The organism is Saccharopolyspora endophytica (assembly GCF_018070075.1).
GTDB classification, from domain to species: Bacteria; Actinomycetota; Actinomycetes; order Mycobacteriales; family Pseudonocardiaceae; genus Saccharopolyspora; species Saccharopolyspora endophytica.
The window spans coordinates 37,950-51,063 of record NZ_JAGPXE010000001.1; the positions used below are offsets into that span (position 1 = coordinate 37,950).

General features: G+C 72.3%; 11 protein-coding genes. 8 read left to right on the forward strand and 3 right to left on the reverse strand.

Annotated elements, in window-relative coordinates:
• The first annotated feature begins 25 nt into the window (after window positions 1-25).
• From KBO27_RS00180 to KBO27_RS00200, 5 genes are all read left to right on the forward strand, one after another.
• The gene (locus KBO27_RS00180) at window positions 26-304 is read left to right on the forward strand and encodes a hypothetical protein (protein WP_210968008.1); all 279 of its coding nucleotides are present in this window, start codon (window positions 26-28) and stop codon (window positions 302-304) included.
• Window positions 294-1,751, forward strand: a complete 1,458-nt coding sequence (locus tag KBO27_RS00185; protein ID WP_210968009.1) for a sensor histidine kinase — start codon at window positions 294-296, stop codon at window positions 1,749-1,751. The genes KBO27_RS00180 and KBO27_RS00185 overlap by 11 nt, the downstream gene beginning before the upstream one ends.
• Window positions 1,748-2,410, forward strand: a complete 663-nt coding sequence (locus tag KBO27_RS00190) for a response regulator transcription factor (RefSeq protein ID WP_210968010.1) — start codon at window positions 1,748-1,750, stop codon at window positions 2,408-2,410. The genes KBO27_RS00185 and KBO27_RS00190 overlap by 4 nt, the downstream gene beginning before the upstream one ends.
• Before the next feature lie 223 nt (window positions 2,411-2,633).
• On the forward strand, window positions 2,634-4,055 hold the full coding sequence (locus KBO27_RS00195; protein ID WP_307870168.1) for an SLC13 family permease: 1,422 nt from the start codon (window positions 2,634-2,636) through the stop codon (window positions 4,053-4,055).
• Between the two features lie 18 nt (window positions 4,056-4,073).
• The gene (locus tag KBO27_RS00200; RefSeq protein ID WP_210968011.1) at window positions 4,074-5,210 is read left to right on the forward strand and encodes a glycerate kinase; all 1,137 of its coding nucleotides are present in this window, start codon (window positions 4,074-4,076) and stop codon (window positions 5,208-5,210) included.
• Window positions 5,211-5,212: 2 nt separating this feature from the next.
• Here KBO27_RS00200 and KBO27_RS00205 read toward each other — a convergent pair whose 3' ends face one another.
• Both KBO27_RS00205 and KBO27_RS00210 read right to left on the reverse strand, forming a co-directional pair.
• Complete coding sequence (locus KBO27_RS00205; RefSeq protein ID WP_210968012.1) at window positions 5,213-7,015, reverse strand: gamma-glutamyltransferase family protein; 1,803 nt, start codon at window positions 7,013-7,015, stop codon at window positions 5,213-5,215.
• 260 nt (window positions 7,016-7,275) lie between these two features.
• A complete protein-coding gene (locus tag KBO27_RS00210; RefSeq protein ID WP_132677211.1) occupies window positions 7,276-8,583 on the reverse strand; it encodes a UDP-glucose dehydrogenase family protein in 1,308 nt (435 codons plus the stop codon).
• A gap of 160 nt (window positions 8,584-8,743) precedes the next feature.
• Between KBO27_RS00210 and KBO27_RS00215 the strand changes: the two genes are divergently transcribed.
• Window positions 8,744-9,700 (forward strand): aldo/keto reductase, encoded by a 957-nt coding sequence (locus KBO27_RS00215; protein WP_210968013.1) that lies wholly within the window; start codon window positions 8,744-8,746, stop codon window positions 9,698-9,700.
• A gap of 64 nt (window positions 9,701-9,764) precedes the next feature.
• Window positions 9,765-10,523: an SDR family NAD(P)-dependent oxidoreductase gene (locus KBO27_RS00220; RefSeq protein WP_210968014.1), complete on the forward strand. Its 759-nt coding sequence runs from the start codon at window positions 9,765-9,767 to the stop codon at window positions 10,521-10,523.
• A gap of 28 nt (window positions 10,524-10,551) precedes the next feature.
• Here KBO27_RS00220 and KBO27_RS00225 read toward each other — a convergent pair whose 3' ends face one another.
• Window positions 10,552-12,186 carry a TM0106 family RecB-like putative nuclease gene (locus tag KBO27_RS00225; protein ID WP_210968015.1) on the reverse strand — a complete coding sequence of 545 codons (1,635 nt, stop codon included), beginning with the start codon at window positions 12,184-12,186 and terminating at the stop codon, window positions 10,552-10,554.
• Window positions 12,187-12,361: 175 nt separating this feature from the next.
• Between KBO27_RS00225 and KBO27_RS33340 the strand changes: the two genes are divergently transcribed.
• Window positions 12,362-13,102 carry a DUF6474 family protein gene (locus KBO27_RS33340; protein WP_307870169.1) on the forward strand — a complete coding sequence of 247 codons (741 nt, stop codon included), beginning with the start codon at window positions 12,362-12,364 and terminating at the stop codon, window positions 13,100-13,102.
• Window positions 13,103-13,114 lie beyond the last annotated feature (12 nt).

The following is a 13,114-nucleotide window of genomic DNA, read 5'->3' on the forward strand; positions in this document are numbered from 1 at the left end:
GTCCCCGAGAGGTCAGAGTGGGTCCATGCGTTCCGTTCCCCGGGGAGTCCTGCTGCTCGCGGCCCTCGCACTGCCCATCGTCGCCGTGCTGATCAGCTTCGCGCTGACCGGCGGGGCGCGCTCGCCCGAGATCCCGGAGAGCGTGCGCGTCGGCAGCACGCCCGGCCCGAGCAGCCCCGGGCCGTCCGCGGACGTGCCGGTGCCCGTCGTTCCCGGTCCGTCCGACGTGCCGCCCCCGCCCGCCGAGCTGCCGCCGCCCGCGCCCAACGATGACGACGACGATGACGACGGCCATGACGACTGATCCGCCCACTCGCCCGCTGACCAGGCTCGCCGGTCGCCGCGGCACCCGCGTGCCCGCACGGGCCCAGATCATGGGCTGGCTGCTGCTGGTGCTGGTCCTGGTGCTGCTGACGGTCATAGTGATCCTCCGCGAGTACCTGCACGACGAGGTCGACCGCCGGGTCACCAACTCGCTGGAGCAGGAGGCGAAGGAGTTCGTGGCCTTCGCCGAGCGCGGCCAGGACCCGGTCAGCGGCCGGATGCTCGCCGACCCGGGAACGCTGCTGCACAACTACCTCGGCCACCAGTACCCGGACACCGACGAGGCGCTGATCGGCGCGTGGCCGGCGGCGGGCGGTCTCGGCGTGGTCTCGCAGGAGCAGACCGAGCCGATCAAGGCCGTCGCGCACGACCGGGCGGTGCTGCAGCGGATCATCGACGACCCGCGCGCGCACGGCGATCTGGACACCGCGGCCGGCCCGGTGCGCTGGGTGAAGGTGCGGGCCGAGACCGCGCAGGGCGGCAGCGCCTGGTTCGTCGTCGAGCACCACATCGCCGCCGAGACCGCCGAGGTCGACCGCAGCGTCCGGGTCCTGCTGCTGGTCAGCGCCCTGGGCGTGGTGCTGGCCGCGCTGATCTCCTGGGTGGTGGCGGGGCTCATCCTGGCCCCGGTGCGGGCGGTGCGGCAGGCCGCCGCCGAGATCACCGAGCACGACCTGACCAGGCGCATCCCGGTGGAGGGCCGCGACGACATCGCCGCGCTGGCCGACCAGTTCAACGCGATGCTGGACCGGCTGGAGGACGCGTTCCGCATCCAGCGGCAGTTCGTCGACGACGCCGGCCACGAGCTGCGCACCCCGATCACGATCGTGCGCGGCAACCTGGAGCTGATCGGCGTCGATCCCGCCGAGCGCGACGAGGTGGTGCGGCTGTGCACCGACGAGCTGGACCGGATGACGCGGATCGTCAACGACCTGCTGGTGCTGGCCAAGGCCGACCGGCCGGACTTCGTCTCCCCCACCGAGGTGTCGCTTGCCGAGCTGACCAGCGACATCGACGCGAAGGTGCGGTCGCTGGGCGACCGGCGGTGGGTGCTGGCGGAGATGGGCGAAGGCGAGTTCTCGCTCGACGGGCAGCGGATCACCCAGGCGATGGTGCAGCTGGCGCAGAACGCGGTGCAGCACACCTCGCCCGGGTCGACGATCCGCATCGGCTCCGCCGTCGGCGACGGCACCGTCGAGCTGTGGGTCAGCGACGAGGGGCCGGGCGTCGATCCTGGCGAGGTGGAGAAGATCTTCGAGCGCTTCAGCCACGGCAGCGGCCGCAAGGGCGGGGCCGGGCTGGGCCTGGCGATCGTCCGGGCCATCGCCGACGCGCACCACGGCCGGGTCGTGGTCCGCTCCGCGCCCGGCTCGGGAGCGACCTTCCGGCTGGAACTGCCCGCGAAGACCACGGGGGACGAGGCATGAGCAAGATCCTGATCGTCGAGGACGAGGAGCGCATCGCGGCGTTCATCGAGAAGGGCCTGCGCGCCAACGGGTTCACCACCACCGTCGTCGCCGACGGGGACACCGCGCTGCACCACCTGGTCGACGGCGGCTACGACCTGGCCGTGCTGGACCTGGGGCTTCCCGGCCGCGACGGGTTCGCGGTGCTGCGCGAGGTGCGCGCGAAGCGGGTGACGCTGCCGGTGGTGATCCTGACCGCGCGCGACACCGTGCACGACACGGTCGCCGGTCTGGAGGGCGGCGCGGACGACTACATGACCAAGCCGTTCCGCTTCGAGGAGCTGCTGGCCCGCATCCGGCTGCGGCTGCGCTCGGCGGAGCGCGCCGAGGAGATCACGGTGCTGCGCGACGGCGAGCTGTCGCTGGACCTGCGCACCCGCCGCGCCCAGGTGCCCACCGGCACGGTGGACCTGACGGCGCGCGAGTTCTCGCTGCTGGAGCTGTTCCTGCGGCATCCCGGCCAGGTGCTCAGCCGCGAGCAGATCCTCTCCCACGTCTGGGGCTACGACTTCGACCCCGGTTCCAACGTCGTCGACGTCTACGTCCGCGCGCTGCGCCGCAAGATCGGCAACGGCCACATCGGGACCGTCCGCGGCATGGGCTACCGCCTCGGCGGCTAGGACCGGGCTGGTGGCACGGGGTGTGGAAGAGCGCCCGCGAGCGGTGTGCACAGCTGTGGATAAGTCTGTCCACAGCTGTGCATAACCACGCCTGAGCTCCTCCATCAACGCAGCTCACAGCCCTGTGGATAACTTCATCCACAGGCTTGTGGAAAACCCTGGATGAAGGCGCTCTCACCGGAGGTTCACGGAAGCCTCAGGCCGGCCCCGGAGAGTCTTCCTCGTGCAGGTCAACAGCGTGGAAGCAGACCCGGTCGCCGGGTGGGGATGGGCCGTGGCGTTCACCCTCGCCGGCGTCGGCGTCTTCGGGGTCCTGGCCGTGCTCACCGTCCCGGCCCAAGGGCTCGACGGGTCGTTGAGCCGCGACGCGGTGCTGACGTTGGTGGTGTTCGGCGCGGCCATCGTCGGGTGGACGCGCGCGAAGGTCGACGACACCTTCGTCGCGCTGCTGGCCGCCGCCGTGCTCGCGGTGCTCGGGGTGCTGGAGTCCGAGCGGCTGTTCGCCGCGCTCGGCGAGGACCAGATCTGGCTGCTGGTGGCCGCGTTCATGCTGGCCGCCGGGATCAACCGGACCGGACTGCCCGCGCGGCTGGCCCTCGGGCTGGTCGGCCGAGCCCGGTCGCCCCGGTCGCTGTGCCACCTGCTCACCCTCGGGCTGGTCGGCACCGCGCTGCTGATCCCCAGCACCAGCGGCCGGGCCGCGATGGCCGTGCCGCTGCACCGAGGCCTGGCGTCCGCCCTGCCGGACCGGTTGGTCCGGACCGTCGGCCTGCTGGTGCCGGTGGTGATCCTGCTGTCCGCCGTCGCCACCCTCACCGGCGCCGGAGCGCACCTGATCACCAGCCAGGTGCTCGCGGCGACCACCGGCGAAGGCATCCCGTTCGGCTGGTGGCTGTGCTGGGGACTGCCGTTCGCGCTGGTCAGCTCGCACCTGGCCGCCGAACTGGTGCTGCGGACAGGCGGTGCGGACCGGCGGACACCGCTGCGCGTGGACGTGGCCGAGCTGCGCGCCCGGCTGGACGTGCCCGAGCGGCTGCGGCCGGCCGAGGTCCGGGCCGGAGCGCTGCTGGGCGTCGTGGTGCTGCTGTGGAGCACCGAGTCCTGGCACGGGCTGCCGCCCGCGCTGATCGCCCTGGGCGCGGCGCTGCTGGTCACCTCGCCCCGCTTCGGGACCGTTCCGATGAAGGCGGCCGTCGGCGAGATCCCCTGGTCGCTGCTGCTGTTCATGGCTGCGACCGGTGCACTGGGCACCGCGCTGACCGACTCCGGCGCGGCGAGCTGGATCGCCGGTCACGCGCTGGTCGGCGACAGCCCGGTGACGCTGCTGGTCGCGGTCGTGGCGCTGAGCACCGCGCTGCACCTGCTGGTCGCGTCCCGGTCGGCCCGGTCGGCGGTGCTGATCCCGCTGCTGGTGCCCGCGGCGCTGGCCGTCGGGGCCAACCCGATGGCGGTGGCGTTCGCCTCGACCGCGGCGGCCGGCTTCTGCCACACGCTGCCGTCCTCGGCGAAGCCCCTCGCGATGTTCGCCGAGCACTACGAGCCGCGCGAGCTGCGCAGGCTCGCCGTCGTCCTGGGGCCGCTGACGGCCGCGCTGGTGCTGCTGTTCTCCCTGCTCGTCTGGCCCCTGCTGGGTTTGTCCGTCTAGTCCACCGTGGAGGAAAGAATGTTCCGCATCGTCGTCGCGCCGAGCGGTTTCAAGGAATGCCTGGACGCCGAGCAGGTCGCCGACGCCATCCAAGCCGGCATCCGGCGGGTCATCCCCGGAAGCGTGGTCGACACCGTGCCGCTGATCGACGGCGGCGAGGGTTCGGCCCGGCTGCTCGCCCGCGCCACCGGCGGCACGCTCGTGTGGGTGACCGTCACCGGTCCGGTCGGCGATCCGGTCGCGGCCCACTTCGCGCTGCTCGACGAGGACACCGCGTTCGTCGAGATGGCCGCCGCAGCGGGCTTATCGCTGGTCCCGCCCAGCAGACGCGATCCCGGCCGCACCACGAGCCGGGGCGTCGGCGAGCTGATCCGGGCGGCGCTGGACACCGGGGCGCGGCGCGTCGTCGTCGGCTGCGGCGACTCGGGCATCTGCGACGGCGGCGCCGGAGCGCTGCAGGCGCTGGGCGTGCGGATCACCGACGAGGCCGGCCGGGAGATCGGGCCCGGTGGCGCTGAGCTGCTGCGCGCCCACCGCATCGACGCCTCCGGCCTCGACCCCCGGATGTCCGAAGTGGACATGACGGTCGCGGTCAACCCGCGCAACGCGCTGTCCGGTCCGGACGGGGTGGCCCGCCGCTACGGCCCGCAGAAGGGCGCTTCGGCGCAGGACGTCGAGCTGCTGTCCTCGGCGATGTCGAGCTGGGCGCGGCTGCTGGACCCCGACCTGGCCGAGCTGCCCGGCGCCGGCGCCTCGGGCGGACTGGCCGCCGGGCTCGCCGGAGTCCTCGGAGCGCGCCTGGAATCCCGCTTCGACGTGTTCCTGACCAGCACCGACTTGGAGCAGCGGCTGCGCACCGCCGACCTGGTGATCACCGCCGAGGGTGCCATCGACGCGTCCACCGCGCTCGGCAAGATCCCCACCGAGGTCGCGCGCCGCGCCAAGCGGCACGGCAAACCGGTCATCGCCCTCTGCGGCACCATCGGGCCGGGCGCCGACACCAGCTACGAGCACGGGATCGACGCCATCACCGGAATCCTCACCGGTCCGGTGGCGCTGCCCGACGCCATCACCAGAGCACCGGCGCTCATCACCGACGCGACCGCGCGAACCCTGCGGATGCTGCTGCTCGGGACCACCCTCCCGGCCGCGTGAGCTCAGCGGCCCGCCGCGTACCCCTGGGCTCCGCGCGGGTTGGCGGCGGCCTTGAGCAGGCCCGACTCCGGATCCCTGGACACCGCGGAGAGGCGGCCGAGGGACCACGGGCCGTTGTCCTCCACCAGGTGCCCCCGGGATTCCAGCGCGGCGATGGTCTCGGCACCGAGGCGGGATTCCACCGCCACGGCACCGGGTTCCCACTCGCGCGGGTAGAACGAGCGGGGGAACGCGGTGCTGTGCCAGGCGGGGGCGTCGATGGCGGCCTGCAGGTCGAGCCCGCCGTGGACGTGGGCCAGCCAGAAGCACAGCTGCCACTGGTCCTGCTGGTCCCCGCCAGGGGTCCCGAAGGCCAGCGCGGGAACGCCGCCGCGCAGCGCCAGCGACGGGCTCAACGTGATGCGCGGGCGCTTGCCCGGCACCAGCGAGTTCGGCAGCCCCTCCTCCAGCCAGAACATCTGGGCTCGGCTGCCCAGGCAGAACCCGAGTTCGGGGATGGTCGGAGAGGACTGCAACCACCCGCCGGAAGGGGTCGCCGAGATCATGTTGCCCCAGCGGTCCACGACGTCGATGTGCACCGTGTCGCCGCGGCTCTCGCCGTTGGGCAGCACGGTCGGCTCGCCGATGCCGACTCCGCTCGGATCCGACAGCCCGCCGACGCCGCGGCTCTCGGCGACGAACGCCGGTAACCCGGGCGTGCGTCCACCGGGCGAACCGGGCCGCAGGTCCAGCGACGCCGTCGCGCCGATCAGGTCCCGGCGCTGCGCGGCGTACTCGTCGGAGACGAGGTCGGCGAGCACACCGGGGTCGGCGGAGTCGCCGTACCAGGCCTCGCGGTCGGCGAACGCGAGCTTGGTGGCCTCCACCGCCGCGTGCACCACGTCGACCGGCGCGACACCGTCCACGTAGGACACCGGGAGGCCTTCCAGCAGCTTCAACTGCTGGGCGAGCGCCGGCCCCTGCGACCAGATGCCGAACTTCGCCAGCGTCCAGCCGCCCGGCAGGTCGACGGTCAGCGGCTGCTCGTAGGTCGTCTCGAACTCCGCCATGTCCTGCGCGGTGAGCACGCCCGCGTGATCGCGGCCCGAGTTGTCCCGGTGCGGGATCCGCGCGAACTCCTCCACGGCTTCGGCCACGAAACCCTGCGACCACGCCCGGCGGGCGGCGTCGATCTGCGCCTCCCGGCCGGTCACCGACTCGGCCTCGGACAGCAGCCGCTCCCAGGTGTCGGCGAGCACGGGATTGCGCACCACGGAACCCGGTTCCGGCACCGAGCCGTCGGCGTTGAGCCAGCGCTGCGCCGAGGTCGGCCAGTGCTGCCGGAACATGTCGGCGACCAGGCCGATGGTGTCGCTGATGCGCGGCACGATCGGACATCCGCCGCGCGCGTAGCCGATCGCGTAGGTGAGCACCTCGCGCAACGTCTTGGTGCCGTGGTCGCGCAGCAGCGTCAGCCAGCCGTCCCAGGCGCCGGGCACCGTGGTCGCCAGCAGTCCGGTGCCCGGGATCAGGTCGAGGCCGAGCTCATCGCGGTAGTGCTCGATCGTCGCCCCGGCCGGCGCCGGTCCCTGCCCGCACAGCGCGCGCGGTCGCGGGTCGGCGGCGGTGGCGAACAGCGCCGGGACCTCACCGCCCGGCCCGTTGAGGTGCGGTTCGACGACCTGCAGCACGAACCCGGCCGCCACGGCCGCGTCGAAGGCGTTCCCGTCGTCCTCCAGCACCGCCATCCCCGCCGCCGAGGCGAGCCAGTGCGTCGAGGCGACCATCCCATGAGTACCGGCCAGCTCCGGGCGAGTCGTGAACACCCGCCCACCCTAGATCTCCGACACCCCCATGACGAGGGTTCGACCCACCCCTCATCCACCCCCGCCCCCACCGCTTTTCGACGCGGGCGACCCGGATTACCGCCGTATTCAGGTCCCCGATTACGGCCGTATTCAGGTCCTTGATTACGGCGGTAATCCGGGTGCGGATCGCGGCGGTGAGTCGGGTCAGCCCGGGGGTCTCGGTGCGGTCGTCGAGGAGTCCAGGGGCGGTGGGTTGAGGAAGGGCTGCGGTCCGGGGTTCAGGGGAGGGCTGCGACCGGGGTTCGGCCGACTCCTCGCCAGGAGAGGCCGGCTCGGCGGAGGACGTCGGGGTCGAGGTGGTTGCGGGTGTCGACGACGACCAGGCCGTTGAGGGCTTCGGCGATGAGGTTCCAGTCCAGGGCGCGGAACTCCTGCCACTCGGTGAGCAGCACCAGAGCCGACGCTCCCTTCGCCGCCTGGTACGGGTCGTCGACCAGCGTCAGCCCGGCGGGCAGCTCCGGTTCGTCGCCGCGCAGACCCGGGTCGTAGGCGATCAGCTCGGCGCCCTGCTCACCCAGCAGCTGGGCGACCTCCAGGGCGGGCGAGTCGCGCAGGTCGTCGGTGCCGGCCTTGAACGTCAGGCCCAGCAGCCCGATCCGCTCGCCGTCCAGCGAACCGCCGCAGGCCTCGCGGACCTTGCCGACCATCCGCTGCCGCTGGTGCGAGTTGGACGAGATGGTGGCCTGCAGCAGCGGGAAGTCGAACTCGACCGCCTCGGCCACCTGCAGCAGCGCCGCGGTGTCCTTGGGCAGGCAGGAACCGCCCCAGCCCGGTCCGGGCTGCAGGAACGACTGGCCGATCCGCCGGTCGTAGCCCATGCCCTCGGTGACGTCGGTGATGTCGGCGCCCAGCTGCTCGCACAGCTCCGCGATCGCGTTGACGTACGACAGCTTGGTGGCCAGGAAGCAGTTCGCCGCGTACTTCACCATCTCCGCGCTCGCCGCGTCGGTGAGCACCGTCGGCGCGCCCAGCCGGGCGTAGAGGGCGGCGACGCGCTCAGCGGCGTCCTGGGTGTCGGAGCCGACGACGATGCGGTCCGGGTTGAGGAAGTCGTGCACCGCCGAACCCTCGCGCAGGAACTCCGGGTTGCTGACCACCGCGACGTCCTCGCGGCCCAGGTGCTCGGCGAGCCGCTTCGAGGTCCCCACCGGGACCGTCGACTTGGTGACCATCACGCACCCGGTGGGCAGCACGTCGCGGACCTCGCGGGCGACGGCCTCCACCACGGCCAGGTCGGCGGCGCCGCCGGAACCCATCGGGGTCGGCACGCACAGGAACACGACCTCGGCCTCGGCGACCGCACCGGCGGAACCGACGACGAACTCCAGCCGACCGGCGGCGATCCCCTCCTGCACCAGCTCGGCCAGGCCGGGCTCGTGGATGCGGACCTCGCCGCGGGACAGCTCGGCGACCTTCTGCTCGTTGACATCGCTGCACACCACCCGGTGGCCGAGCGAAGCCAGACACGCACCGGTGGTCAGTCCGACGTACCCGGTGCCGACAACGACGATTCGACGGGCGAACACAGGCCCCAACCCCTTCACCTCGTACGACCAGGCGGTCGCCTCTGCCCCCTCGAAAATCGATCGTGGCACATCTTCGAGCTGGGAAAACCCGCTTCGCTCAGAGTTCACGAGCTATATGTCGCAGGTGACGAGTTGGGAACCTGCCGTTTAGGCTGCGCGCGTGGATCAGCGACGTCTGGGGGAATCGGGTCTCGCGGTGAGCGCGGTCGGTCTCGGCTGCAACAACCTCGGAAGACCCGGTACCGCCACCGAAACCCTCGCCGGAGCCCGCGCCGTCGTCGACGCGGCGCTGGATGCCGGCATCACCTTCTTCGACGTGGCCGACGCCTACGGCTCACCTCGCGGACGCAGCGAGGAGCTGCTCGGGCAGTCCCTGTCCGGGCGGCGCGACCTGGCGGTCATCGCCACCAAGTTCGGCATGGACATGCAGGGCACCAACGGTCCGGACTTCGGTGCCCGCGGTTCCCGCCGCTACGTGCGCCGCGCGGTGGAGTCCTCGCTGCGACGGCTGGGGACCGACTGGATCGACCTGTACCAGCTGCACCGGCCGGACCCGCTGACACCGCTGGAGGAAACCCTCTCGGTGCTCGACGACCTGGTCCGCGAGGGCAAGATCCGCTACGTCGGGCACTGCAACCTGCCCGGCTGGCAGGTCGCCGACGCGTCCTGGACGGCGAACTCGGCGGGCCTGACCGCGCCGGTGTCCAGCCAGCACCACTACTCGCTGCTCTCGCGCGAGGTGGAACGCGAGGTCGTGCCCGCCGCGCAGCGCTTCGGACTCGGCCTGCTGCCGTACTTCCCGCTGGCCAACGGCCTGCTGACCGGCAAGTACCGGCGAGACCAGATCCCCCCGGCGGACAGCAGGCTGGCCGGGCGCGCGCAGCTGCTCGCCGACGCCCCGTGGGAGCGGATCGAGAAGCTGCGGATCTTCGCCGAGCAGCGCGGCATCACGATGAGCACCGTGGCGCTCGGCTGGCTCGCCGCGCAGGACCCGGTCGCCTCGGTCATCGCCGGAGCCACCACCCCCGACCAGGTCCAGGCCAACGCGCAGAGCGCGAACTGGATCCCGGGACCCGACGACCTCGCAACGCTGAACAGCATCTGCCCGGCGTCGTGAGCCAGGCGGCTACTGGCACCGCCAAGCAGGTCGACCACAACTCTCCACAGGAGGAACACCCAGAATGCAGATGACCGACACGGCAGCGATCGTCACCGGAGGGGCCTCGGGGCTCGGGGCCGCGACTGCGCGGGCACTGGCCGGGCGGGGTGCGACGGTGTTCGCGCTGGACCTGCCGGGCGCGATCGAGAAGGCTCCGATCGTCGACGGCATCACCTACACCGCGGCCGACGTCACCGACGCCGACCAGGTGCAGACCGCCGTCGACCAGGCCGCGGGATCCGGGAACCCGCTGCGGATCGTGGTGAACTGCGCGGGAATCGGCCCGTCAGCCCGCATCGCCGGTCGCAAGGGCGTGCACGACCTCGACCTGTTCCGCAAGGTCCTGGAGATCAACCTGCTCGGCAGCTTCAACGTCATGCGGCTGGCCGCCGCCGCGATCGGCGAGACCGAGGCCGACCAGCACGGGCAGCGCGGCGTGGTGATCAACACCGCGTCGGTGGCGGCCTACGACGGCCAGATCGGGCAGGCCGCCTACGCCGCGTCCAAGGGCGGCGTCGCGAGCCTGACCCTGCCCGCCGCGCGCGACCTGTCGTCGAGCGGGATCCGGGTCATGACCATCGCACCCGGCATCGTGGACACCCCGATGCTGGCGACGGTCAGCGAGGAGTTCCGGCAGGGCCTGGCCGACGGCGTGCCGTTCCCGAAGCGCCTCGGCACCCCGGAGGACTACGCGCAGCTCGCGCTGAACATCGTCGAGCACGACTACCTCAACGGCGAGGTCATCCGCATGGACGGAGCCCTTCGCATGGCACCCCGCTGATCGCGGTGGGCGGTCCTCGGGTGGTGCGTCAGAGGTCTTCGGCGTACGGGATCTGATCCGCCGCGTCGGAGGTCATCCAGGACCGGATCGTGTACGTGGCGCGGACGTCGTCCTCGTTGTAGGTGAGGAGGCGTTCGCGCTGCGTCAGGTCCCGCTCGCCGCCGTCCAGCGCGACCGCGTCGCGGTACCAGCGCATCGAGTTCTCACCGCTGGCCTCCGGATCGCGCCAGCCGAACCCGGCGCTGGGGGCGATCACCTTGAGCCCCTTGCCGTTCGGGCACAGGAACTGATCGCGCACCACCGCGAACAGGTCGACCCACTCGGCGGAGTTGATGAACTCCTTGACCTCGGAGACCGGCGGAACACCGGGCTTGCCCGCGAAGCGCTCGGCCGAGGCCAGCATCCAGCGGTTCTCCGCCAGCTCGTTGTAGCAGTAGGCGCGGAAGCTCAGGCCGCGCTCGAACGCCTTGCGGCGCACACCGGTGAACCAGCTCCAGAACTCCGCGAACGACCGGGCCTCGTCGTCGTCCGGCAGCGGCTCCCAGGTGACGAACGCCCGGTAGCCCTGCTCCTCACCGATGTCGGTGCCCGACAGCCAGCAGCCCCACATGTAGGCGCCGGCGTCGGCGTAGCTCTCCATGTCCACGTCGATCTCGACGTCGCCGCGCGGCACGTCGAGGTCGCGGACCCGCCGCACCAGCGGCATCTCCCGCAGCCACGCCTTGGCCAGCAGGATCGCGTCGGTGTTGCGCACGCCCGTGAGCTGCAGGTCCTCGGCGCTCGCCAAGGGCGTGCCCGCCAGCTCGTCGATCGTGGCGATGCCCCGCTCGCGCAGCACGGTGGCGTCCTCGCCGCGCACCACCAGGCTCACGTCGCGCCGGTCTCGCAGCTGGGACTCGCAGGTCGGCCACCACGGGCAGCCGCGGCACTCGGTGATCCGGGACGGCTGCGCCAGCGGTTCGCCGCCCTGGGCGGCGGCGGTGGCCACCGCGAGCCGGTCGCCGAAGCGCGCGTCGTACTCGGCGAGCGCGGTGCGGCCGCCGGGCCAGTTGGGGCTGCGCAGGTCGTGCCAGATGACCACGTCGGCTTCGACGCCGATCGCTCCGGCCGTGCGGTCTCCCGCGTCGTACCCGCACGCCTCCAGCAGCCGGACCGCGTGCACCAGCCGGAGCTGGTCGCGGGGCTGCGGCCGGATCTTGCGGGTCGTGTCGACCTTCGCGGCCTCGGGCACCGGTCGCTCGATCGGCGAGACCTTCGCTCCGCTGCCGGGGTCGGTGATCTTGTGCCGGACCACCAGGACCGGGACGTAGCCGTTGCCGCTGCGCACCAGCAGGTCGATCGCACCGCGGCGGCCGCCTTCGGCGTCGTCGGGCAGCTGCGCGCCGGAGATGTGGGGGACGCCCTCGGCCATCGCGTCGAGGGTGAGCCGCGCGCGCTCGGCGTAGGGCACTCCGCGCGGGATCTCGGTCCAGTCCGCGCCCAGCAGCTCGCCCAGCTGGGCGGCGACGGAGCGGCGGTGCTCGGCGGCGTCGGCGATGCGCTGCTCGACGCCCAGGTCCAGCGGCGCGGTCGAGACGTCGCGCATCTCCGGGTCGTTCTCCAGGTGCACGCGTCGACGGCAACGCGTCACCACGCCTGCGTCGAGCAGCACCTCATCCTTCACGTGTAAAGGGTATGCGGTGGCCCCGACAGCCGCGCCCATCACCCCGGTGACATCGCGTGCCTGCGACGACCACTCCCGGTGCACACCCGATCGCGTTCTGCTTTCGTGCGCTGGTCCATCCGGACTTATGGTGATCGCGGTGCTGGGAATTCGCGGATCCGGGGAGGTGTGCGCGGTGAGGAAACTCGCCAGGCGACGCGGGAAGATCACTCAGGGTGCCCAGCGGGGGTGCCGGAAGTGCGCCGTCAAGAAGACCAAGGCCGAGAACAAGGCACGACGCCAGGTCGACAAGGCGGCCAGGAAGGCGGCGGCCCGCAGCAAGGCCGCCGAGAAGAAGGCCGCCGCGCAGAGCGCTCCCGCGCAGCAGGTCGATCCCGCGACGCCCCCGCCGCTGACGTCGGCGCCGGTCGGCAAGAAGGCGGCGAAGGCGCTGCTCAAGGCCGACAAGCAGACGGCGAAGGCGATCAAGAAGGGCGAGTTCGGGACGGTCACCCCGGGCAACGCCAAGAAGATCGTCGGGATCGCCAAGATCGTCGGTCCGCTGCTCCTGCCGTACGCGCTGCGCGCGGTGAGCACGGTGCGCGAGAGCTACGACCGCTCCCGCGCCCGCAAGCTGGGGGTTCCGGTGGACGACCTCGGCAAGTTCACCGGTCACGGGGCTTCGCTGCACGCCCGCATCGCCGGCGACTCGGTGGCCCTGCGCGACCTGCGCGAGCAGTCCACCGGTGAGGAGCGCGGTCACGCCAGGACCTACGCCGACCAGGCCGAAGCCCGCCTCGCGCAGCTGACCAGCGCGGTCCGCGCCGCCGAGCGGATGCCCTCGCCGCGCCGCAGGTCCGCGCACCGCGCGGTCGACCAGGAGCTCTCGCGCATCGAGAGCGAGCTGCTCACCCGCTTCGGCGTGCCCACCGGGTGAAGACGGAGGTGG

Bases quoted from the DNA above. Each gene is read 5' to 3' on its own strand.
- KBO27_RS00180 (WP_210968008.1), top strand. From the start codon at position 26: ATGCGTTCCGTTCCCCGGGGAGTCCTGCTGCTCGCGGCCCTCGCACTG.
- KBO27_RS00185 (WP_210968009.1), top strand. From the start codon at position 294: ATGACGACTGATCCGCCCACTCGCCCGCTGACCAGGCTCGCCGGTCGC.
- KBO27_RS00190 (WP_210968010.1), top strand. From the start codon at position 1,748: ATGAGCAAGATCCTGATCGTCGAGGACGAGGAGCGCATCGCGGCGTTC.
- KBO27_RS00200 (WP_210968011.1), top strand. From the start codon at position 4,074: ATGTTCCGCATCGTCGTCGCGCCGAGCGGTTTCAAGGAATGCCTGGAC.
- KBO27_RS00220 (WP_210968014.1), top strand. From the start codon at position 9,765: ATGCAGATGACCGACACGGCAGCGATCGTCACCGGAGGGGCCTCGGGG.